The organism is Lacticaseibacillus songhuajiangensis (assembly GCF_003946025.1).
GTDB lineage: Bacteria > Bacillota > Bacilli > Lactobacillales > Lactobacillaceae > Lacticaseibacillus > Lacticaseibacillus songhuajiangensis.
The window spans coordinates 1-24192 of sequence record NZ_RHNR01000044.1; the positions used below are offsets into that span (position 1 = coordinate 1).

At 53.1% G+C, this 24192-nt stretch carries 18 protein-coding genes; 2 read left to right on the top strand and 16 right to left on the bottom strand.

All coding sequences use genetic code 11. The features are described 5' to 3' along the window. Positions 1-446: 446 nt before the first annotated feature. The 12 genes from lysS to pth form a co-directional block, all read right to left on the bottom strand. Positions 447-1919: a lysine--tRNA ligase gene (gene lysS, locus EKM97_RS09650; protein ID WP_225419263.1), complete on the bottom strand. Its 1473-nt coding sequence runs from the start codon at positions 1917-1919 to the stop codon at positions 447-449. A 315-nt stretch (positions 1920-2234) separates the two neighbouring features. Next, positions 2235-3230, bottom strand: coding sequence for a tRNA dihydrouridine synthase DusB (gene dusB, locus EKM97_RS09655; RefSeq protein WP_164507511.1), 996 nt, complete (start codon positions 3228-3230; stop codon positions 2235-2237). Between the two features lie 60 nt (positions 3231-3290). Continuing rightward, a complete protein-coding gene (hslO, locus tag EKM97_RS09660) occupies positions 3291-4175 on the bottom strand; it encodes an Hsp33 family molecular chaperone HslO (RefSeq protein WP_125572200.1) in 885 nt (294 codons plus the stop codon). Positions 4176-5195: 1020 nt separating this feature from the next. Beyond that, the gene (gene ftsH / locus EKM97_RS09665; protein WP_125572201.1) at positions 5196-7319 is read right to left on the bottom strand and encodes an ATP-dependent zinc metalloprotease FtsH; all 2124 of its coding nucleotides are present in this window, start codon (positions 7317-7319) and stop codon (positions 5196-5198) included. 76 nt (positions 7320-7395) lie between these two features. Beyond that, positions 7396-7932 carry a hypoxanthine phosphoribosyltransferase gene (gene hpt, locus EKM97_RS09670; protein ID WP_125572202.1) on the bottom strand — a complete coding sequence of 179 codons (537 nt, stop codon included), beginning with the start codon at positions 7930-7932 and terminating at the stop codon, positions 7396-7398. Positions 7933-7954: 22 nt separating this feature from the next. Beyond that, positions 7955-9289 carry a tRNA lysidine(34) synthetase TilS gene (tilS, locus tag EKM97_RS09675; protein ID WP_125572203.1) on the bottom strand — a complete coding sequence of 445 codons (1335 nt, stop codon included), beginning with the start codon at positions 9287-9289 and terminating at the stop codon, positions 7955-7957. Positions 9290-9405: 116 nt separating this feature from the next. Further along, positions 9406-9927: a S1 domain-containing RNA-binding protein gene (locus EKM97_RS09680; protein ID WP_125572204.1), complete on the bottom strand. Its 522-nt coding sequence runs from the start codon at positions 9925-9927 to the stop codon at positions 9406-9408. Positions 9928-9960: 33 nt separating this feature from the next. Beyond that, a complete protein-coding gene (locus tag EKM97_RS09685) occupies positions 9961-10365 on the bottom strand; it encodes an FtsB family cell division protein (protein ID WP_164507512.1) in 405 nt (134 codons plus the stop codon). Positions 10366-10553: 188 nt separating this feature from the next. Continuing rightward, the gene (locus EKM97_RS09690; protein WP_125572206.1) at positions 10554-10817 is read right to left on the bottom strand and encodes an RNA-binding S4 domain-containing protein; all 264 of its coding nucleotides are present in this window, start codon (positions 10815-10817) and stop codon (positions 10554-10556) included. Between the two features lie 10 nt (positions 10818-10827). Next, positions 10828-12408 (bottom strand): polysaccharide biosynthesis protein, encoded by a 1581-nt coding sequence (locus EKM97_RS09695; RefSeq protein WP_125572207.1) that lies wholly within the window; start codon positions 12406-12408, stop codon positions 10828-10830. Positions 12409-12510: 102 nt separating this feature from the next. Next, entirely contained in the window at positions 12511-16032 is a 3522-nt protein-coding gene (gene mfd / locus EKM97_RS09700; RefSeq protein WP_125572208.1) for a transcription-repair coupling factor, read from the bottom strand. Positions 16033-16050: 18 nt separating this feature from the next. Next, positions 16051-16608, bottom strand: coding sequence for an aminoacyl-tRNA hydrolase (gene pth, locus EKM97_RS09705; RefSeq protein ID WP_125572209.1), 558 nt, complete (start codon positions 16606-16608; stop codon positions 16051-16053). A gap of 375 nt (positions 16609-16983) precedes the next feature. Here pth and EKM97_RS09710 point away from each other — a divergent pair, with 375 nt between their 5' ends. Both EKM97_RS09710 and EKM97_RS09715 read left to right on the top strand, forming a co-directional pair. Beyond that, on the top strand, positions 16984-17958 hold the full coding sequence (locus tag EKM97_RS09710; RefSeq protein WP_125572210.1) for an L-lactate dehydrogenase: 975 nt from the start codon (positions 16984-16986) through the stop codon (positions 17956-17958). Positions 17959-18451: 493 nt separating this feature from the next. Next, positions 18452-19828 (top strand): L,D-transpeptidase family protein, encoded by a 1377-nt coding sequence (locus tag EKM97_RS09715; protein ID WP_164507513.1) that lies wholly within the window; start codon positions 18452-18454, stop codon positions 19826-19828. A 982-nt stretch (positions 19829-20810) separates the two neighbouring features. Here the strand turns inward: EKM97_RS09715 and cbpA are convergent. From cbpA to acpS, 4 genes are all read right to left on the bottom strand, one after another. Next, positions 20811-21476: a cyclic di-AMP binding protein CbpA gene (gene cbpA, locus EKM97_RS09720; RefSeq protein WP_125572212.1), complete on the bottom strand. Its 666-nt coding sequence runs from the start codon at positions 21474-21476 to the stop codon at positions 20811-20813. Positions 21477-21725: 249 nt separating this feature from the next. Continuing rightward, positions 21726-22097: a type II toxin-antitoxin system PemK/MazF family toxin gene (locus EKM97_RS09725; RefSeq protein WP_125572213.1), complete on the bottom strand. Its 372-nt coding sequence runs from the start codon at positions 22095-22097 to the stop codon at positions 21726-21728. Positions 22098-22411: 314 nt separating this feature from the next. Further along, the gene (alr, locus tag EKM97_RS09730; RefSeq protein ID WP_125572214.1) at positions 22412-23539 is read right to left on the bottom strand and encodes an alanine racemase; all 1128 of its coding nucleotides are present in this window, start codon (positions 23537-23539) and stop codon (positions 22412-22414) included. Further along, positions 23539-23898, bottom strand: coding sequence for a holo-ACP synthase (gene acpS / locus EKM97_RS09735; protein ID WP_125572215.1), 360 nt, complete (start codon positions 23896-23898; stop codon positions 23539-23541). The genes alr and acpS overlap by 1 nt, the downstream gene beginning before the upstream one ends. Positions 23899-24192: the final 294 nt, after the last annotated feature.

The following is a 24192-nucleotide window of genomic DNA, read 5'->3' on the forward strand; positions in this document are numbered from 1 at the left end:
AGAGAGCTCAAAGAGCTCATTATTGTTTTTAAAAAAGCGAATTGACATCGCAAATGTTTTAATTCCTTCAGCACTAAACTGAAGAACCTACACATATACGAAACTTTGTTCAGTTTTCAAGGAGCTATCATTTTTCACAACGTTTGATATCTTATCAGCTGATTAACTATCTGTCAACAGCCAACTTGATATCTTTTATTATGATGTCGCTGTTAAGTAATTGCTTACTCGCCGTTGCGACTTAACTATAGTATCAGCATCCTCAGCCCTCGTCAAGGTTTCAATTTCATTCGTGATTATCACCATAATCTTCACGTTCGAATGTTAATCATTCGGATTATACGTACCAGACACAGCAAAATCGCTTCGAATCACTTCTATCTACGAATTAAATCCAAACAAAAAGCTCAAGCCACCATCTAAGTGACTTGAGCTTTTTTTCAAAATTATGGACGCAATGTTGGGAAGAGCAGCACGTCACGAATCGACGCAGCATCCGTTAGCAGCATTACCAAGCGGTCAATCCCGATCCCGAGACCACCCGTTGGTGGCATACCATATTCCAGAGATTCGACAAAGTCTTCATCGATACCCTGGGCCTCGTCGTTACCGGCCGTCTTTTCAGCAGCTTGGGCTTCAAAACGTTCACGCTGATCGATTGGGTCATTTAGTTCCGTAAAGGCGTTACCATACTCATTACCATCAATGAACAACTCGAAACGCTGGGTGAAGCGAGGATCCTTTTCATCCTTCTTCGCAAGCGGTGAGATTTCCAGTGGGTGACCATAAATGAAGGTTGGCTGAACCAGTGTATCTTCAACGAATTCTTCAAAGAAAGCGTTGATGATGTGGCCAACCTTCCAGTAGCTCTCATAACGAACGTGGTGTTCATCCGCAATTTTGCGTGCTTCTTCATCGGTCATCGGCTGCCAGAAGTCAACACCCGTAACCCGCTTGATAGCATCCACCATGTGTTCACGCGCAAAAGGTGCGTCCAGGTCAATGTCCTTGCCCTGGTACGTAATCTGGCCGCTGCCAAGCACCTTGGTCGCCACGTAGCGGAACAAGCCTTCAGTCTCGTTCATGACGTCACTCAGGTCCCAGTATGCAGCATAGGTTTCCAGTTCCGTGAATTCAGGGTTGTGCTTAGTGTCCACCCCTTCGTTCCGGAACACGCGACCGATTTCATAAACGCGTTCCATGCCCCCGACAATCAAACGCTTGAGGTGCAATTCAAGCGCAATGCGCATGTAAAGGTCAATGTCGAGTGCGTTGTGGTGCGTGATGAATGGCCGTGCAGAGGCACCACCAGCCTGGTTGTGTAGTACTGGCGTTTCCACTTCAAGGAAACCATTACCATCCAGGTAAGAACGAACGGCGCTGATAATCTTCGTCCGCTTGGTGAAGCGGTCAAAGCTTTCCTTATTGGTCATCAGGTCCAGGTACCGCTGCCGGTAAATCTGCTCAATGTTCTGCAGGCCATGGAACTTGTCTGGCAGTGGCCGCAATGCCTTGGACAGGAAGGTGAGGTGTGTTGCCCGCACGGTCAATTCACCCATATCGGTTTTGATGACGTCGCCGGCGATACCGAGGATATCCCCTAAGTCAGACTTTTTGAAAATCTGGTAGTTATCTTCACCGACAACATCCTTACGGACGTAAATCTGGATACGGCCGTCGCGGTCCTGGATGTCAGCAAAGCCGACCTTCCCCTTGCCGCGCTTGCTCATCATGCGACCAGCAATGACAACCTCAGCGTGCTTTTCTTCCAGTTCTTCCTTGCTTAAGTCACCGAAACCCTGACGGATTTCCTCGGTGTTGTGCGTCCGGTCAAAACGGTGTCCAAAAGGATCGATGCCTGCATCACGCAGCCACTCCATCTTTTCGCGACGAGCCCGCATTTGGTCGTTCATCTGCATCTCTTCGGCGCTCTTCTTTGCCACTATGGTTCCTCCACTCTCAATCTAATTGATTATTGCGAATCATTACGTGTGTACTCACCACACTGCCAGCGCACGGCTTAAGCCATGCTGATTCCCGTACGCTCTGCAATCCGTAAATGGTGGTGCAAAGCGCATTTCAAATTTTGACAGTCTGGTTTTCGCCATCACAGCCTATTGTACCCGTGGCATTGACTACGGGCAATTGCTTACTTTCGTAAATGCGCCTGTTTCTGGGCCAATTTCAGAAAAAGCAAGCTACATCCGCAGCTTGCTTCCCATACTCACGCAATATTAACGGTGCACCGGCCGTGATTCGACCTTATCTACAAATTCATCAAAAATCTGCGCAACTTCTGCCTCAGTGTTCACCGAGTTGACCGCCGCGCGGGTCTTTGCGGAACGTGGAATTCCCTTCAGGTAGTATGCTGCCTGGGACCGGAACTCGCGAACAGCGAGGTCTTCGCCCTTAAGTTCCACCAATCGGTGGAGCTGCAACTTCGCCGTGGTGATCTTCTCCCGCGGCGTCGGCTCGTCAATCAGCACACCGTTATCCAGGTATTGCTGCACCTGCTTCAGAATCCATGGATTCCCGAGTGCCGCACGCCCAATCATGACCGCATCGGCGCCAACTTCATCAAGCATCCGCTTTGCATCTTGCGGGCTGCGCACGTCGCCATTCCCAATGAATGGAATGTCTAGCGCCTGCTTGACCTTTGCCAAAATGTTCCAGTCAGCGTGACCAGAATAAAGTTGTTTCCGCGTCCGACCGTGCATTGCTAGCGCTTGGGCACCACCAGCCTGAGCGGCCAGCGCATTCTCGACGGCGTAAATGTGGTCTTCATCCCAACCGGTGCGCATTTTGACCGTAAGTGGCTTGCTGACGGCATGCGCAACAGCATCGACCATCTCGTAAACCTTGTCGGGATCTAGCAGCCAGTGGGCCCCAGAATCCGTCTTGGTCACCTTAGGTACTGGGCAACCCATGTTAATGTCGATAATGTCAGCCTGCGTGTTCTGGTCAACAAACTTCGCTGCGTTCACGAGGGTTTCCTTGCTACCACCAAAAATCTGAATGGAAATTGGGTGTTCGCGCGGATCCACAAACATCATGCCCAGAGTTTTCTTGTTGTTGTACATAATGCCCCGGTCGCTAATCATCTCGCAGACAACCAGCCCGGCGCCAAATTCCTTGGCGGTCACCCGAAAGGCGGCGTTCGTTACCCCCGCCATGGGTGCAACGACAACCTGATTCGGAATTTCAATATCACCAATGTGCCAAACAGCCACGTATTTCACCTCATCATTAATTTTGTTTTATTCTAGCACTCACCAATAGTAAGTACAAAATTAGTTCTTATCTGCCAAAATTTTGCGTAGTTCCTGTTCGCTGAACTGATACTGCGCACCGCAGAAGCGGCACGTCGCTTCTGCCCCGTGATCCTCGTCAATCATGCTCTGCAACTCAGACTTGCGCAATGTCTGCAGTGATTTCCAGAAACGGGCCTTGCTGCAAGTGCACTTGAAGGCAAACGGTACGGTGTCCAGAATCATCAATTTCTGACCTTTGACTACCCGGTCCAAAATTTCTTCAGGACTGAGCCCTTGCCGAAGCATCTCCGAAACCAGTGGCAACGTCTTGATGTTTTCTTCCAGTTTTTTGAGGGCAGCGTCCGTCACGCCCGGCAATGCCTCAACGAGGAAACCACCGGCAACACCAATGGTATTGTCCGCGTTCACGAAGACGGAAACACCCATGGAAGCCGGAATCTGCTCAGACTTAGCAAGGTAGTAGGTGAAATCAGCGCCAAGTTCACCGGAGACAAGTGGCACTTGTCCAGTGAAGGGTTCTCCACCCGCAAGCAACTTGGTTACGGCGAGAATGCCCTGCTTGCCAACCGCCGCGGAGACGTCAATCTTGCCAACCACGTTGAGTGGCAGGTGCACGTGTGGTTCTTGGATGTAACCACGCACCGTGCCATCGCTGGCACCATCAGCAACAATCATTCCAGCAGGACCATTACCCTGGACACGTACAGTGAGCATGTCGTCCTTATTCTTGAGCTCAGCAGCAGCCAAAAGGCCCGTGCCAATCAGCGTCCGGCCGAGCGCCGCGGATGAAGCGGACCAGGTATCGTGGCGTTTTTGCGCCTCACGTACCGCCGCAGTTGCGTCAACTGCGTAGATACGGAACATGCCGTCTGCTGTCATCGCTTTAACTAAGTAGTCACCCATTGTTGTATTCCTCTCACTTTTCGTCATAGATAGTGTCAGCATAGCACAACACGACCATGGGAAGCCAACACACGCTGTCCGTCAGCATAAGCCGTGAAATTTTTATCCGCAAGAATACTGGATTTGAAAATAAGGCTTCGACCGCAAGGTCGGGACTGGGACAGCTTGGTTGCGTGCCCGCAGACAGGTGGCGCGGGGTCGCTCACGCCTGGCAAGCCAGGCTACCGCTAAACTTTTTGCCGAAGCCCACGTCAAAAAGATTTACCCCGAACACAAATAACCCACACAAAACGGCCTTCGCCGGTTGTGTGGGCTATTTGTGTTCTTTGCGCGCCACCTGTCTGCGTTCACTCCACCAAGCCGCCCCAGTCCCTAGGTGCTACAACAACATTCTGGTGGTGGGGGTTTCAAGGCTGCATAAGCCGAAACACCAAAGATAGACGTACACGTGATTGAGATAAGCTGGCACAGTGAGCAGTTTATCTTTCTTCTCGAACATGGTGAATACTGTTGCCGCATCCTTTCTAAGTACAGGAGACATTCATCGCCTAGTCACGACCGATGTGTAGCCGAGCGTTAGCGCGGCATTTCCTACTTAGTAACGTGTCGGCCACGGAGGCGTGAGTGCGCTTAGGCGGAACGAAGGAAACGGAGTCGGGCGACAAGATAATCTGCAGTGTATGCCCGGCTGGTTTTGCCGGGTGTACACCGCAGATTATCTCAGGAGCGCAGATTTGACGCCGGTTTTACGGCAAATCCGCCAGCGGAAGACGGCGAAGCCAGTCGACCTCGCGCTTTAGCGCGTAGTGAGACGGACACCGTAGGGCCGCCTGGAGCGGTCCCACCCGACGTAGTTCACCGGAGCGCAGTCCAAGCGCACTCACGCCGGAGTTGCTGACCCCACCACCTAACGGTGGTCTGAAAACACCGCAGCGGCCCGGCGTGACTTCGTCACTGAAATGCTATCGCTGACGAACAACAAAAGCCCCGACACAATGGTCGGGGCTTTGCTTGTAACTATTAGTCGGTGGAGTCGTCGTCACTGTCGTGAGAGTCATCCAGCGGCGTAATGTCGTCGCCACTCTTCTTTTCAGGAGTAGCATCGGCCGGCTTAGCGTCATCCTGAGATGAATCATCATCCGTGGTCTCTGCTGACTTGGCCTGCTTCTCAGCTTCCTTTTGTTCAAGGGCAGCCTTTGATTCTTCAAAAGTTGCAGCCTTTTCGCTAGGGAACTGTTCCTTCTTCTCTGGCATCTTGCCATCGTTGAAGAGGCTGAGAATCTGCTCTTCGTTCAGAGTTTCGTACTTGAGCAGGGCTTCCGCGATAATCTTGTGCTGTTCGCGGTGTGCCTGAATGATCTCGTAAGCACGCTTGTGCGCAGTGTCGATGATGCTGCGTACTTCATCATCAATCTTCGCTGCGGTTGCTTCAGAGTAACCACTGCCCTGACCGTACTGGGCGCCAACGAATGGCTGGCCGCCTTCACGTTCCAGGGTAACGGTACCGAGCTTATCGCTCATCCCGTACGTGGTGACCATGCTGCGGGCAAGTTGAGTTGCCTGTTCGAAGTCATTAGATGCCCCGCTGCTTTCCTGTCCGAAGATAATCTCTTCGGCAGTCCGGCCGCCAAGTAACCCAGTGATTTGTTCGTTCAGGTCCTTCTTGCTCATCAGATACTGATCATTCTTTGGCAACATGATGGCGTAACCGCCGGCACGTCCACGCGGAATGATAGTAACCTTCCGTACAACCCGTGAGTCGGAAAGCACGAGCCCGATGAGGGCGTGCCCGGCTTCGTGGAATGCCACGGTCCGGCGTTCTTGTTCGGTGATAACGCGGTCCTTCTTAGCAGGACCGGCAATCACGCGGTCTTCGGCTTCGTCCACGTCACTGGCATCAATCACCGTCTTGTTACGACGAGCAGCCACAAGGGCAGCTTCGTTCAACAGGTTTTCGAGGTCAGCACCAACGAACCCAGGCGTCTGCTTTGCAACTGCCTTCAGGTTAACGTCGTCAGCGAGTGGCTTGTTCTTAGCGTGGACCTTGAGAATTGCCTCACGGCCCTTAACGTCTGGACGACCCACAAGAATTTTACGGTCAAAACGGCCGGGACGGAGCAAAGCTGGGTCCAAAACGTCGGAACGGTTCGTCGCAGCCATGACAATAACGCCTTCGCTGCCGGTAAACCCGTCCATTTCAACCAGCAACTGGTTCAGGGTTTGTTCACGTTCGTCGTGACCACCACCCATGCCGGCACCACGCTGGCGACCAACCGCATCGATTTCATCGATGAAGATGATTGCTGGTGCCTTTTTCTTCGCTTCGTCAAACAGATCACGGACACGGGAAGCCCCGACCCCGACGAACATTTCAACGAAGTCAGAACCGGAGATGGAGAAGAACGGTACGCCCGCTTCACCAGCTACGGCCTTGGCCAGCAAGGTTTTACCAGTACCAGGAGGCCCCTCGAGGAGCACCCCAGATGGAATGCGCGCCCCAAGTTCGAGGTAGCGTTTCGGATTCTTCAGGAATTCAACCACTTCAACGAGTTCCTGTTTTTCCTCTTCAGCACCCGCAACGTCAGAGAAGCGCACCTTGTTGTTCGCTTTTTCTGACTGCTTCGCCCGGGACTTGCCGAAGCTCATCATCCGGTTGCCGCCACCACCTTGTGCGCTCTGGTTCATCATCATGTAGAAGAAGACCATGATGATAATCATCGGCACGATGGTAATCAGGATACTCAGCCACGTACCAGAGTTAGACTCTTCAGCAGTTGAGTTCTTGACCTTGTTATCCTGCGCGAGGGCTTCGATGTTCTTGAGGGAGCTATCGTTACCCGGGACAACAGTGCTGAAACGACTCACCTTAGATTTGCTAGAGCCAAACAGGGTGTTGCTTGTCTGTTTGCTCGTCTGCGCCTTCCGGTAAGAACCGCTAACCTTGTAAACACTGCCGCTTGGCTGGATAGAAAATTCTTTAACATTGTTCTGCTTAAGATCAGCAATAAACTCACTGGACTTAATCGTTTCCGTAGGGGAACTACTATCCCCATGCATGAAGTAGCCGAAACCGGCCACCAGCAAAATGAACATAATTAGGTAAGTGAGTGTACTGCTGAACAAGTTGGTTCTCTTATTCTTCATGCATAACCTCCAGCACTCAGCAATATACTTCTATCGACTTTGCTTAGCATACCACAGCCAGTCGCAAAATTGGCAATTAGTTGCCGTACACTTGCGGTTTCAGGATGCCAATGAACGGCAGGTTTCGGTAATGCTCATTGTAATCGAGCCCGTAGCCCACGATGAATTCGTCAGGTACGCTAGTCCCCACGTAATCAACGTTCACGACGACCCGCCGACCACTCGGCTTGTCAAACAGTGACACAATTTTGACGGAGTTCGCACCCCGGTGTTCGAATAATTCGGTGAGCGACTGCAGCGTTGCCCCCGTATCCACGATGTCTTCAAGAATGATGACGTCACGACCCTTGACGCTGGTATCCAAATCCTTCAGAATTCGCACCTCGCCAGTAGAATGGGCGCCCGAGTAACTAGAAACGTCCATAAAGTCCATCTCGAGCATGCCCTTGTATGCCCGCACAAAGTCCGTCATGAAGATAACGGCCCCCTTTAGCACACACACAACCAGCGGCACCTTGCCCTGGTAATCCTGATTTACTCGCGTAGCTAAATCACGAACAATCCCGTGAATGTCTTCCTCTGAGAAAAGTACCCGTTCAATATCAGGGTTCATCGTTAAATCCGCCTTTCTGCGCTCACTGTCTATAGACCAAGTTTGCCTTGATTTTATCAGTTGCCGGCTGTTTTAACAATTGGTTTAACCGTAAATCATCAATCCACACAACATCGCTTCCGCGCGCGGCAATTAGCAAACAATCGCGCACATCTGCCGGCACCCGTTCGTTAATGAACGTGCGTCGCAGTTTCTGGTGGTGGCCATCATTGAGCACAATGCGGTCTCCCGCCTGCCGTACCCGCAGCGTCAGCGGCGCCGCGGTGCACATGCCAGCTAACAACCTGTCCCCAGGGCGCACTGTCGTCACTAAGCAAATACTGCCCTGACGGTAGGCGACGCCTGGACCATCGCAATTAAGAACACGCGCGCGCGGCGCAGTCGTCGACCCAGCGTCAATAGGCTCAACATGGACGCATGCGCCCTGAATCGCCAGTTGCCGCTGTCTATTCAAGCGCACATAGCGCGTGCGCCCGTCAGCCGCCTCTAAAGCCGCGAGCGCCTGCAGCACTTGAGCGTCCGCTACGCCCGGCAAAATGCGCTGTAAGGCGGCTTGCAGTACCATTTTTTGCACCGTGCGTTCTTCATCTTGCACTGGGGTCCAATCAAATTCATCGGTCTTTGGACCTAGAAACGTCAAAAAACGACGCAGTGTCACATTAGCCAATGCCAGTAGTCCCTGCGTTTCGGACGCTAACCGGTTCAGGTGGTCATCAACGCGGGGTTCACGCGTGCGCATGAGCGGCAACACCTCTGCCCGAATGAAGTTGCGACTATAGCGCGTATCCGCGTTGCTCGGATCGTCGCTAAACGGCAATTCGTGCTGCACCGCATACGTGCGCAACTGCTCCCGCGAATACGGTAGCAATGGCCGCAGCAGAATTTTGCCGCGCCACGTCTGACGTGCTGCAATCCCGCCAATCCCGTGCACACTACCAGAGCGCATCATGCGAAACAAGACTGTCTCCGCCTGGTCGTCGCGATGGTGAGCGGTCAGAATGTAGTCACTACCACGTGCTTGCGCCGAGCGTTCAAACTGGTCGTAACGAAAGCTGCGTGCAGCCGCTTCGGTGCCGCTTGCTGGGTGGGCGGCCTGCTGCCAATGCCAAACGTCCAGCGGCACCGCATGCACGTGGCAATACTCCCGCACCCGCTTTTCCTCGGCCTGTGATTCAGGCCGCAACTCGTGGTTAATGTGCACCGCGGCCAGTTGCAGCTGCATTTGCGCGCGCAAGGGCAGCAACAAGTCGAGGAGCGCCAATGAATCCGCGCCTCCAGATACCGCCACGAGCAGTGCGCTCCCCGGCTGCACCTGCAAAGTCTGTAGTTGTTCGGCAAGCTGTTTACTGCTGAGCACTCACACCACCTCGCTTTTCCAATCATCCTTTTGTTCAAAACAAGAAAACCCAGTCAGAATCCACGGTGCGGACTCTAACTGGGTTTTGTTTGCGCGTTTTAGGTGCTGCGGACTGATTAGCTCCGCCGGCCGCCACGGCCCCCGCGCTTGCCTTCCGTGTTCCGCCGAATGGTGGACAGGCGTTGTTCGCTATCCTTCAAGAACCCGGAAAGGAGGGAATCGAAGTCATCCCCCTTTGCCGCGGACTTGAAATTCCCGCGGCCACTGCCATGATGGTTGTCACGGTGATCACCGCCGCGGTTATCACGATTATTGTCGCGTTCAAAATTGCGGTGCTGTGGCCGCCCGCTGTGCTCACGATCACCGTGTTCGCGATTGCCGTGCTCATGGCCGCCTTCGCTCGGGTGATCTGCCGCCTTGCGAATGGACAAGCCCATTTTGCCGTCCTTAATTGTCATGACCTTAACTGTCACTTCATCACCGACGCTCAGAACATCATGGATATCCTTAATAAACTGGTCAGAGATTTCTGAGATGTGGACAAGACCGGTCTGCCCATCACCAATGTCAACAAAGGCACCGAAGTTCGTGATTCCTGTAACCTTGCCGCTAACCTTTGCCCCAACTGCTACTGACATATACTAAAAAGTCCTCCTTGACTGCGCGTCTCACTATTTGGTTGAATCGTCGCCCGGAATGCGGTTTGCTGATGCAGGCAACGTGAAGATAATCTCGCCTTTTTTGGAAACGTAGTACTGCGAGCGTACAAGTTTAGCGAGGTAATCTTCATTATTCAGTTGGTCCACTTGCACCTTGAGGGATTGCTTTTCATCCTTCACCTTAGCGAGTTTTTGTTTCGCCTGACGCAACTGAACGTCGGCGCTGCGCTGCTGCACACTAAGACTGTGCAAACGCACCGCGCCCACAACACAAACGACGGCAAGTAAGAGCAGCATCACAATCATGCGCCGTTTGTGCACACGCCGCCGTGTCTGGTGCGCACGTGCCTGCTGCTTCGCGGCGTCATGTGCGCGCACATAGTCATTATCGATTCGACTAATTGCTGCTTTTGCCATCACCATCGTCCTTTCCGGGTCCTATCGGCAAGTATACCAAGAAGCGCGGCGTAGGTATAGGCTCGATGCCAAAATTCAGGGGCAGCCGCCGCAGAATTATTTGTGGCGTCCACAATGAAATAGGCAGCCACCCATTTACGAGTGGCTGCCTATTTCATGACGCCTTAGCCAATTAGCCGCACTGCGACTTAGTCCTGCTTGGCTGCGTCCTGACTCAAAATGGTGTACATGGAGTCAGCTGCGTCCTTCTTAGTGGTTTCAATCAGTTCGTCAACGCGCACCACTAGTGTTTTGTTACCAAAGCCAATTGTGAGCACATCGCCAACGGAAAGATCCGTGCTGGACTTAGCCACCCGGTCGCCAACCATGATGCGGCCCTTATCGGCGATTTCCTTTGCGACTGTCCGCCGCTTGATGATCCGTGATACCTTCAGAAACTTATCCAATCGCATAATATCTTTCTCACTTTCTATGATTCGTTACTTTTAAATATAATTTTGCTAATTGCCGGCCGCCCGGAATCATTAATAACTCTCGTAAACTCAGCAGACCGCTACGCACCGCGACCACAAGGCCAAAAGTCAAGGCGACGACACCGACAACGAAACACGCTGCTAGCCCGTGCAAGCGTCCGGTCAAAGGCATGAACAGTAAAGTTGTTGTGCCGGTAACGACCATTACCGTCGCCACGTTAACCAGTTTGCGCCTAAAACGATTATCCCAAAGTGCCAGGCGAATCGCCAGTGGTAGCGCCCGGTATACCAGACTGAGTCCAATTGCCAGGCTCAGTACCGTTGCCCAAGCGCTGCCAAGAGTGCCCGCCATGTTGGTCAGAATCGGTGTGAGCAAAAACTTGGCAAGTAGGGTCGTCCCGAGCGCAATACTGGGCACCCGGAACTGATCTTGACTTTGCAGCAGACTGCTCATCGCGTTCAGTGCAGAGACCAAAATGACGCTCAGCACATAGACCACGAGGACACCAGACCCCTGCGTGTCGCCAAACAAGAACAGGTTAACAGCCGGCATCATCACCATGAGCCCACATCCGGCAACCACGCCGCTAATCAGGCTCAGGTGAAGCATCATGACCGCGGTCCGTTTGAAACTGTCTGCGCGGCCTTGCAGGTGCCGCCGCGTTAAATCCGGTAGCATGCTCTGTGACAACGCGGTCGCAACCACTAATCCCAGCTGCACCAGCGGCTGGCCACGGTCGTACACCCCTTTGGCGATTTTAGCCAGGTGCGGTGCCATTCCGGACGCCGTCAGCGTGCGGGTGATGGTAAAGCTATCCACCAACTGCATCAGCACCAGCAACGCAGAAAACAGTGCCAGTGCCCCGCCATCCATCAAGAAGTGGCGAACAAAATTCCGGTCAGGCCGCTCATCTGGCGTCGGCAGTAGCCGGCCGCTAAGCTCACTACGCAGCGGCCGCATCAGCATCAGCGCCGCAACACTACCACCAACGATAGCGCCAGACATTGCCACCGTCCCAATCAGGTAGAGTGACCAGTGTTGCACCCGTCCGATTGCCGCTGCAGCGATGATGATAGCCACCCGCACAATCTGTTCAACCACCTGACTACTGGCAGTTGGCACCATATCGCCAACCCCTTGGAAGTACGCGCGCGCACCGCCAACAATTGGCAGCAATAAGAACATGACCGCCACAACGCGAATAAGTGGTGTTAACTGCGGATCCGCCATCGCCCGTGCAATCAGCGGCGCGCCAAACATAGTGAGTGCAAAAATGCCGCCACCGAGTAGCGTCAGTAGCAGAATACTTTTGCGCGCAGTTGCGCGCCGCGCGCTTGCGGTTGGCTGCGCCGCAATGAGTTTTGAAATGTACACGGGCAGACCGGAAAGCGCCAGCACCATGCCAATGCCGTAGAGCGGGTAAACCTGTTGGTAAATGTAAAAGCCGGTGTCGCCAACTAAATTCTGAAACGGCACCCGGTAGACAGCGCTCAGAATTTTGCTAATTAAACCGCCGAGGCTTAGTATCCAAGCACCCGTCATGAGGTGCTTCATCTGCACGTTGCGCATCCCGCTCTCCTTCCCGCGCCCAGCGCTTTTTTCTGTTATTGTGCACTAGCACAACCCGCCGCAGCCGATGGCAAGCAAAATGCTAGCAAAACTTAGGATTTGCTAGTCCTTCTTCTCCGACGCCGCATCCGGCGTCTGCTCCAGCAGGCCGTCCATAAAGTGCTGCAACTGTTCGAGCCACAGATACTCGGCCATTCCTTTTTCAATCAGCAAGGTGACCACCAAACGGTCCTGGCTGGTCGCGACAGTTGCGCGCAACTTGGTGCGGCTGAGCGCTGCAAAAATTGGTTCGCCGCTCAGGTGCCGGCTGGCGTGCTTGCTCAGTTTGATAATGAGCTTCCGGTCGCTACGCCGAATTGATTCAACCAGCGCCTGGTCAGCAGTCCGTTTAATGGCGCTGACGGTGAACAAGGTGGCCACCGGTTCTGGGTAATCTCCGAACCGGTCAATCAGATCATCTTGCAATTCACGTTCCTGATCCACGTTCTCAATCTGGCGCACGCGCTTGTAGATTTCCACCTTCTGCAGCGGATCACTAATGTAATCATCTGGCAGGTAGGCATCAACGTCCAGTCGGACTTCGGCATCGGTCTTCACCTTCGCCTTTTGACCCTGCTTACGGGCAACGGCCTCTTGAAGCATTTGCGTGTAGAGGTCGTAACCTACTGAGTCGATAAAACCGTGTTGCTGGGAGCCCAGCAAGTTGCCTGCGCCACGAATCGAGAGGTCCCGCATCGCAATTTTGAAGCCGCTACCCAACTCGGTAAAGTCCTTGATGGCGGCCAGGCGCTTCTCGGCAACTTCAGTTAGCACCTTCCCTGGGCGGTACATGAAGTAGGCGTAGGCAATCCGGCTGGAGCGTCCAACCCGTCCGCGCAGCTGGTAGAGCTGCGACAGCCCATACTTATCGGCATCTTCAATGATTAGCGTGTTGACATTCGGCATGTCGACACCCGTTTCAATGATGGTAGTGGTCACCAAAATGTCGGCTTCACCCTGCAAAAAGTCGGTGATGACCCGCTCCAGCTGGGTCTCGCTCATCTGGCCGTGCGCGTACACAATGTTAGCTTCCGGCACGAGTTGCTGCAGGTTATCCACGGTGCGCTCAATGTCTTCCACCCGGTTGTGCAGGTAGAAGACTTGCCCGCCACGATCCAGTTCGCGCTGGATTGCGGACCGGGTGGCGAGGGCATTTTGTTCCATCACAAAAGTCTGGATGGGGTAACGGTTGGTTGGCGGTGTCTCGATGACAGAGAGGTCGCGGACACCGAGCATCGACATGTTGAGCGTACGCGGAATTGGTGTGGCGGTGAGCGTCAGTACATCCACGTTGCGCCGCATCTGCTTAATGCGTTCCTTATGCTTAACGCCGAAACGTTGTTCTTCATCAATGATGAGTAGCCCCAAATCCTTGTAGTGCACATCTTTGCTCAGCAAGCGGTGCGTGCCGACCACGATGTCGACACTGCCGTCTTCTAGTCCGGCCAATGTCTCTTTGACCTGACTGGCACTAGCAAAACGGGACAGCATCCCCACGTTGACCGGAAAATCGGCAAAACGTTCGCGCATGGTCTCGTAATGCTGCTGCGCCAAAATGGTGGTGGGCACGAGCAGCGCCACCTGCTTGCCATTAGTAATGGCCTTAAACGCAGCACGCAGGGCCACTTCGGTCTTCCCAAAGCCCACGTCCCCGACCAGCAATCGGTCCATCGGCCGCGGTCGTTCCATGTCTTTCTTGATTTCCTTCACCGACCGCAACTGGTCAACCGTTTCGGGGTAAGGGAATTCAGATTCAAATTCCTGTTGGAGCGCATCATCCTGACTAAAGGCGTAACCCTTCTCGGCTTCGCGTGCCGCGTACAAGTCAATCAGGTCGTCAGCGATGTCTTCGATTTTGGCGGCAACGCGACTCTTAGTCTTCTGCCACTCCTTGCCGCCCAGCTTGTTAATTGCCGGTTTCTTGCCTTCAGACGCCACGTACTTTTGCACGAGGTTGAGCTGGGTAACCGGAATGAAGAGTTGCCCCTTATCCTTGTACTCAATCGTGATGTAGTCCTGGTGCACACCGTCAACCGTCAGGGTTTGCAGGCCCTTGTAGACCCCAATCCCGTGGTTGACGTGCACCACGTAGTCGCCAACCTTGAGTTCGTTGTAACTCTTCAGCCGCTCCGCGTTGGCCAGCGTTTGGTGGCGAACCTTGCGCTTGGGCTTGGCATTAAACAGGTCGTGTTCAGTGAGCACCACGAGGCGCGCACTGGGCAACTCGAACCCAGTTTGCAAGTTGCCGTGGATAATCTGCAGCTTACCTGGGGTCACGTCGGCGGCATCGCCGAGGCTGGCGGGAATTTCAAAATCACGTAGGTTCGCGAGCACCTTGGGCTCACGTACGGGTTCCTGAATGAGTAAGAGCACCGTCTGCTGCATTTTGGTCCAGCGCTCGGCTTCAGCCTTAAGCAGTGGCAGCTGACTGAAGAACTGCTGGACGCTGCGTCCTTGCGTATTGGTAATGCTGGTCAGGCGTAAGTTGCCCATCCCCTTTTGAAATAGGGAGAGAAAAACGTGCGGGTGCTTGTCGCGTCGTTCCAGTTCTTGCACCGGGGTAAACTGCGGCTGCAAACTCAGCAGCGGGTCACCCTGCCGCGCACCGTACTCCTGCAAAATACCGGCATCGCTATCCAAGGTGCGGGTGTAATCGTCGAAGACGACCACTGCCCCGGCTGGTAAATAATCCGGCAGCGTGGTGCCGTCCGGGTAAAGTGCGCCGGCAAACTCCGCCATGCCATCTGGGACAACGCCACCGTCTAGTTCAGCCGCAACGCGCTGGGCCTTTTGGGCAAACGCTTCCGCCACCTGCATTTCCGCCTCATCATCGGCAGCAGCCGTGTACTTCTTAACTGCCGCCCCGATACGGACGCCCGCCGCACGTAATTCTGCATCGCCAGCAAGCATATCGTTGGCTGCAGGAATATCCACGTGGTCAATCCGGTCCTGACTGCGCTGCGTATCCGCGTCAAACACCCGAATGGAATCCACCTCGGTATCAAACAGTTCAATTCGAATCGGTTGGTCTGCGTCCAGTGGGTAAACGTCAATAATTCCCCCGCGAATTGCAAACATCCCTGGCGCGTTCACCAGGTTATCGCGGCGGTAGCCCATCCGTAGCAGGCGCGTGGCCATGCTTGCCGGGTCCACCTCGGAATCGGCATCAATCCGCATTTGCGCCGCATCCCACTCTTTGACGACTGGCAGCAAGCGCCGGTACCCGGCCATGCTGGTGACAACCACCCCGGATTCACCACTACGCAGGAAGTTAAGTGCACTCACCCGCTCGCTACGTGCATCCAGTGAGGTGGTTGCCGCTTCAGCTACCAGAATATCTTCAACTGGAAAAGTGTACAGTGAAGACGTCGGGAGCACGTTCCCCAAATCGGCAGCGAGTTCGTCGGCGTGATTGCGATCATTTTCTACTATTAAAATTGGTGCTTGGCGCTGCGATGTCAGCGCGGCCATGAAGACCGTCTTGCTGGATCCTGCCAGCCCCGTCACCAAATGACGGCCCGCGTCTAGTTGCGGCCATAACTTTTGCATTTCGGGCGCACTGGCGAGCATCGACACTAAATCCATGATTGGACCTCGTTTCTTCTAATTGTACTTGTTCATGAGGTCGGCCACAGCGTTGCCAGCGATGCAATCTTCAAGCAGGTCAACCGCCTTGTCCATGGCACCATCAATGAGCGGCTGGTCCACTTTACTAAAAGGCGTCAGTACCCAGTCGACAACGGTCTGCTTCTGCGGATGATCCGTACCAATTTTGACGCGGGCAAAATCGCTGCTACCAATGGCGGCGATGATGCTCTTGAGACCGTTATGACCACCGGCTGATCCCTTAGCGCGCAGCCGCAACTTTCCCAGCGGCATGTCCAGATCATCTTGCACAACGATGAGTTCGTCCACACCCACCTGATAGTATTGCATGAGCGGTCCCACGGCGCGGCCAGAATCATTCATGAAAGTCTGCGGTTCAACCAGCAGGACCTTTTGGCCATTCACAAAAGTGCTGGCCGTGGCCGCTTCGAACTCCAGCTTACTGATCGTGACACCAAGCTTGGCAGCCAGCTTGTCTAAAACTAAAAAACCAACGTTGTGTTTCGTGTTTGCATACTTTTTGCCCGGATTACCGAGACCTACAATCATCAGCAACTTCCAATTTCCTCCTTAATAAACGCAAAAAGGGCCAGCAAGCGCAAAGGGGCACGTCAGTACCCAATCCGCCTTGTGGCTTATTGACCGTTTATCTTCATCTCAACTTTTTACTGCCGCTAAGTATACCACGTGTGCCAAAACCATGCGCTCGGCGGCGGACACGCCGCCATAATTGTGCGCCGAATCTACCGACTCACGCGCAAGCACCACGCAAGAATTGCCCAAAAGCAGTTGCAGCCAACTTTTTGCAGCAAATTGCGAACAATTTACATTAGTAATTGCAAGTTTTCACCCGCTGAACCTGTTTTCATTTTGAAATATGGTATAATGTTCAGCGTATTATGAAGGTATATCAGAAAGGATGATAACACATTGGCAGAAGCTATTAAGCATCAGAAAGTAATCCTCGTCGGTGACGGGGCCGTTGGTTCTAGTTACGCATTCGCGATGGTCCAGCAGGGCGTCGCTCAGGAAATCGGTATCGTTGATATCGTGAAGGACAAGACGAAGGGTGACGCAATTGACCTTTCCGACGCATTGCCATTCACTTCCCCAAAGAAGATTTACTCCGCTGACTACAGCGACTGCGCTGACGCAGACCTCGTTGTAATTACTTCCGGTGCACCTCAGAAGCCTGGCGAAACTCGTCTCGACCTCGTTAACAAGAACCTTGGCATTATCAATGCCGTTGTTAACCCAATCGTTGAATCTGGTTTCCACGGTATCTTCCTTGTCGCTGCTAACCCAGTTGACATCTTGACCTACGCTACCTGGAAGATTTCCGGCTTCCCTAAGGAAAAGGTTATCGGTTCCGGTACTTCTCTGGACACTGCTCGTCTTCGTCAGGCTGTTGCCGACGTCGCTGGCGTTTCCGCTCAGTCCGTTCACGGTTACATCCTTGGCGAACACGGTGACACTGAATTCGCTGCATGGAGCCACCTTACCATTGGCGGTTTGACCATTGCCGAATACCAGAAGAGCCACCCAGAACTCACCAACGAAAAGCTCCAGAAGATCTACGAATCCGTTCGTGACGCAGCTTACACCATCATCAACTTGAAGGGTGCAACCTTCTACGGTGTTGGTACAGCCCTCACCCGGATTTCTAAGGCTATCTTCAACGACGAAAACGCCGTACTCCCACTGTCCGTATACATGGACGGCCAGTACGGTATCAACGATGTTTACATTGGTACCCCAGCAGTTATCAACCGCAACGGTATCAAGGAAATCATCGAACTTCCTCTTCCAGCAGACGAAGAGGCCAGCATGAAGGCTTCCGCAACTCAGCTCAAGAAGATCATCGACGATGCTTTCTCCGCATCCGACATCAAGTTCCGTCAGTAATTTCTGACCCAACTTAAGCGCATGTGGTGACACCCTGGGTTACCGGTACATGCGTAGGCAGCCGTTCCCCCGGTTGTCGTTTGCCCCTCACGTGAAAACGTGAGGGGTTTTTATTTGCGCTGTTTCAAAGATTAGTTAGCTGACGCTACTGTTATTCACTTTCCGCAGATGACTGCCGCCGTCAAAGCCCTCGTCAGTAGTCAAGTGATCATGACAATAACAAAGATTCGTCTAGTGGCGATTGCGACAAACTCACGCTTAAATCATATTCATTTATGCATTTTTGCCGTATCCGTTTACATGACAACATTGTCAAAAACCGTAAGATTAACTTTGTAAAGATGACACGATATGGGCACAATTTTAGGATATACTTACTAAACAACAGTAAGGAAAGATGTTTGCTTAAGCTTCACTTTTTAGGCAAACAGCGCTATGATTGTTTGGTAATATTTTTGTAACAATTAGTTAACGTCCGAAAGGAGTGGCCATTTTGCCCGCAAAGAACAAAACACTACTGGCCGCTGCGGCAGTCTTTGGAGTGCTCGCAGTTGCCTATGTCGGGGGTAGTCTCTACTACCAGAACCGACTTTTGCCCGGAACCAACGTCCTGGGTACTAACATTGGGGGCAAGTCACCAGCCGCAGCTGAAACCACGTTAGCCAAAACCGTCTCCGCTAATCCTTATAAGGTGACCGATAATGGCAAAACCGTTGCCTCGGCCTCTGGCAACACGCTGGGGATCAGTAAGGATTTCAAGGGCACCATTAGCAAGATCAAGCAATCGCAAAATGCGTGGTCCTGGCCCGCTCACCTCTTCGGCGGTAGCAAGCAGACCACCAAAATTGGTTACCAGCTGAACACCACCACACTAAAAAAGTACGCGGCAACGCTCAGCGCCAAACTCAACACTAACCGCACCAAACCAGTGGACGCTAGCATGAAGTTCACTGACGGCAAGTTGGTGGTAACTAAGGAAACAAACGGGAATACAGTCGCCAGCGCCAAACTCGCAACGGCACTCGAAACCGCTATTGCAAAGGATCAGCACAGCATCGACCTGAGCAAGACATACGAAAAACCAAGCGTGACGACCAGCAGTAGCAAGTTCAAGCAAGAACGCAGCACGCTGAGCAAGATTAGCAAAATTAAGGCAACCGTTACGGTTGAAAATCACAACATCACGATTCCAACCAAGACCTTAACCAGCTGGCTCGGTTACGCTAACGGCGCAGTGACCGTTAGCCAAAGCGGGCTCACCGCTTTTGTTAAGCAGCTCAACGACAAATATGCCACTTATCAAAAAAAGCGGTCCTTCAACTCCACCAAGCGCGGCACCGTCAGTGTAAGCGGTGGTATCTACGGCTGGAGCATCAGTAGCTCCGCTGAAGTTGCCAGCCTGACCACTGCAATTAAGGCCGGTAAGGACTTCACTAAGAAGGTCATCACGCAAGGTTCAGGTTACAACAGCGATGGCACCGACATTGGGAACACTTACGTTGAAGTCGATCTGAAAAACCAGCATGAGTACTACTACAAGGATGGCAAGCTTGTCCTCGATTCAGACATCGTTTCGGGGAAGCCAGACGGCCACTCGACACCAACTGGAGTTTACTACGTCTGGAGCAAGCAGCGTAACGCGACCCTCAAGGGTGAGAACTCCGATGGTAGTAGCTACGCCAGTCCTGTTTCTTACTGGATGCCAATTGATTACACCGGTGTTGGCCTGCATGATGCATCCTGGCAGCCGAAGTTCGGTGGTACTTGGTACAAGGAACACGGTAGTCACGGTTGTGTCAACAACCCGCCTGCCTTCATGAAGAAGCTATACGCTGCCGTTGCACTCGGCACGCCAGTAATTGTCTTCTAAAGCATCAGCACCCGGTTCGCTTTGCGAACTGGGTGCTTTTTTGTTACTGTCCGTCAGCGTAAGTGTTGAAACTTTCAATCAAATCATCCGCAAGGATGAAAACAGCGGTTAGACCGAAGGTCGGAATTGGGCCGGATTAGCTTTGCTCCCGGGAAGGGCGTGCGTGGGACCGTTCCAGCCAGCTGCGCTGTCTTCCACTGGCGATTTTGCCGCAAACCCGCCGGCAAAATCCCGCTCCTAACGAAAATGGCGGTGTACATTTCGCACGAAGTTCATGTGCGAAACATACACTGCCATTTTCGTGTGCACGCACACCCTTCCCGTCCGCTGCCGCCAATCCGCCCCAATTCCGACGCGCACTCACATGACTGTGGCGGTGAAGGTTTCAGGCTACACTTGCGGCATCAGACAAAGATGGGCACGTACTGAGAAACACCGATTCAGAAATCAATACTTCTGTCCTATCAAGTGTGCTGAATCCTGTTACCGCGGTCTTTCTAGTCATGGAGATAGCCATTGTCTAGTTTTACAGTTTTGTTCATTATTTGACATCAGCCTCAGCATTTCAGGTGCTGCTGCCCAGTCTCTGTGGTGTTTTCTACTCAGTAACGTGTCGGCCACGGAGGTAGGAGTACGCTTGGGCGTAGCGGGCGGGGGCGGAGTCGGCGAAAACATTAGCATTTGGAGACTCGGCGTGGTTTTTCGCCGAGGCTGCACATGCTAATGTCGGGAGCGCGGAATTGACGCCGATTTTGCGGCAATTCTGCCAGTGAAGGACTCCAACGGAGGCCTGAACGGTCCCCGCCGACGCAGTTCCCGCGGAGCGAAGCCCAAGCGCACTCCTACCGGAGTTGCCGACTCCACCGCCTTGCGGCGGTATGAAAACAGCTTAAAGTGCAGGTCGCACCCTTGCAGGCACGGACTTACGCTGACGTACAGCGACAACAAAAAAGCCCCACCATGAAGGTGAGGCTCAGTGATACTACTCGATTTCGTCACTGCGGACCGGCTGGCCGGACTGCAGATCGTCAATTTCAACAACCCGAAAGTGCTTCTTCTCGAGCTTGTTGACGATCATGTTGAGCGTTGCTGCGTCCGTGCCCGCTGGCAAGGTGAACAGCGTCCGGCGGACATACTCACCACGCTTGGCATCAAGTGTCAGGCAACCGGAAATAGACACGTACTTCGCCAAAATTTTGCTCATGGCCGCCAAATCACCGCGCTCGCCAGTACTCATGACTGTCAACACGTAGGAACCAACATCAATGTTCCAAGATTCGGACAGCATGTTCAGCAAACGGCTGTGCGTCAAAATACCGTAGAAGTTAGCGGATTCGTCCAGCACCGCGATGTATGGCAAGTCCTTGATGTTGAAGAACACCTTGAAGAATGGCGCGTTGACCGGAATAGTCTTGGTCGCATTCTTGAGCAGGTATGTAACTGGCAAGGTCATGTCGCCACCCTGACTCTTGTGCCGGTAAATGTGCATCTTGTAGATGTTCCCGCGGAAAATTTTGCCGGTTTCATCGAGGATTGGCACACAACGGTACCCGGAGTCTTCGAGCACCTTGAGGGCCTCTTCCAACGTCACGGTTTCCTTGACCGTGGTCAGGAATTCTTTCTTTAAAACGAGGGACTTAATGAGCATACGGAGACCTCCTGTATGAAATAAATTGCGAATCTGATGAGAATTTCTCTAATCACTCTAATAATACCATAGTTGCTTTGCCGTGCATGCATTTCGGCGTGCTTTCGCAAAAATATTCCGTGATTTTCACGGCATATTTTCACCACTAGTATAGCGCGTTTAGCCACCAACGTGCGTTCTTCAGTAAAAAAACAGCCGCGGCGCATCAACGCCGCAGCTACCTAAACGGCATGTGCCGCAGTATGTACTTTAGTGCTCCCGGTGCGGCAAGGGCTTCAGTCCCAGCGAGATGTTGAGGGCGTTGTCGACTGCTCGCATTTTGTCTGTCGGCAGTGCACCAATGCGATCTCGCAAACGCTGTTTATCGATTGTCCGCACTTGTTCCAGCAGAATGACGGAATCGCGCTCCAGACCGTCGCGGCCACCCTTCATCCCAACATGCGTCGGCATCTTGGGTTTGGTGATGCGGCTGGTAATGGCCGCCACAATGACCGTGGGGCTGTAGTGGTTACCCACGTTGTTCTGAACGATCAGAACCGGGCGCAGTCCCCCTTGTTCGGACCCAATCACCGGTGACAAATCCGCGAAAAAGATGTCGCCCCGCTTTACATTTACATCCATTCTAACGACACCTTCCTCCATGAATGCCCTGGAAACGCGGCCGTAAAGCACCCCCCAGCGTTTCCGTGTATTAATTCTAATACATTCGCTGGCAAAAAGCTTGTGCTTTCTGGTAGCAGCGTCTTGAAAATGAAAGAACAATTATCGAATGACAAAGACAACTTCTGTTCTCGTTGCTAAAGCTACTGATTTCGGCATTATTATCGCTATTCACGAGTATAAAAAAACACCCGTTTCTCCCAAATCGCTTACTGGAAAGAAACACGTGTTTTCGAACGTAGCAGTACCCACCTTAATTGCATTTTGGGTAATGATTACTGTACTGAATTGATGCTGACACGGGGCAAGCGTTCACTGAGTGCGCAGGCAATCTCGTAATGGATTGTTTCTGCGTAATCCGCGACGTCCTGCAACGTAATCTCCTGGTCACCGCTCTTGCCAACCAGAACCACCTCGGTACCTGCTGGATAAGCGTGCGGCAGACGAATCATAAACTGATCCATGCAGATGCGGCCAACAATCTCGCACTGCTGCCCATCGACCAACACGTGGAAGCCCTGCATGCGCCGCAGCCATCCGTCCGCATACCCCATCGGCACGGTGCCGATATATTCGGCCTGCGCACTGTGATAGGTCGCACCGTAAGAGATTGTGGCACCCGCGGCCACCTGTTTACACAGCACCAGTTCGGATTTCAAACTCAATGCTGGTTCGAGCGCATAAGGCGTTGTGGAAATTTCCCGTCCGGACGGGTTCAAACCGTATATTCCGACACCGAATCGCACAATATTGCTGTGACAAGCACGGTGCCACAAACTAGTTGCTGTGTTGGCAACATGAACGTAACGTGGCCGCCGCGGCAATGCTGCGACAAACTCATTGAACATTGCCGCTTGCCGCTTAAATTGATCTTCATTGAGACTATCGGCGCTGGCAAAATGTGTGAAGATGCCGCTGAATTCAAAAGTCTCAGCATGAGCATCCATGAATGCAACTGCTGCTTGCAGGTCTTCCTTAGCCGTAAAACCAATGCGGCCCATTCCGGAATCAACTGCCAGGTGCACACGCAGCTGATCACCGCTAGCGATATGCGCCGCGGCAGCTTCGAGCCAGGTCCTTTCAGCCACCGGCACCGCAATCTGCTGTGCGGCAGCCAGTCCGGCATACTCTGGATTCACAATGCCCAGCACGAGGATTGGTTGCGTAAAGCCCGCTTCCCGTAAGGCCAGCGCCTCATCAAGAACGGCCACGCAAAAGCCACGAGCACCAGCCTTAACCGCAACCCGAGCGACACGCACAAGGCCATGCCCATAAGCATCCGCCTTCACCACTGCAAAAAGCTCACTGCCAGCATCAAGCGAGTTCACGGCCGACTGCACATTATGGAAGATGGCACCCTCATCAATTAGTACCCGACTCGGGCGGTGTGTTGCAACAACCATTATGCTTCCTCCTCCAAAATAACCTCTGTAAATACGAGTTCTTTGCTGTGACTAATTGAAACGTGCGCGCGGCCACTGTAGGGACCGGCAGCAATGTAGGGCTTACCACTAGCAGCGTCCGTTAGGGTTTGCACGTCATGCAAATTGACGATGCCTAGTCCGGTGCCGTACGCCTTAGCGTAAGCCTCCTTCACGGAAAAACGCCCCGCCAGATACTCATCTGCGCGCCGGCCAGATAGCTCTTGCCAACGCGCAAGTTCGGCATCGCCCAGCACCTTGCGTGCAAAATGTTCATTTCGGGACTGCGCCTGCACAATTCGGTCGATTTCCGTGACGTCAACGCCTATGCCGTAGATCATTGCCCTACCTCCGTCCAACTGAAAATTACTTCTGTTCCATGATACCAGTTTTCGAAATTCACGTAACCGCCTGCTCCGTGAAACCTGTTCACCCTTCCTTGCGTGGGGCTAATGCTGTCCGTCAGCGATAGCGTTTCAGTGACGAAGTCACGCTGGGCCTCTTTGGTGTCTTCATGACGCCGTTAGGCGGTGGAGTCGGCAACTCCGGTGGTGGTGCGCTTGGGCTACGCTCCGGGAACTACGTCGGGCGGGGACCGCTTCAGCCCGCTATTGCGGTCTTCCGCTGGCGGAGTT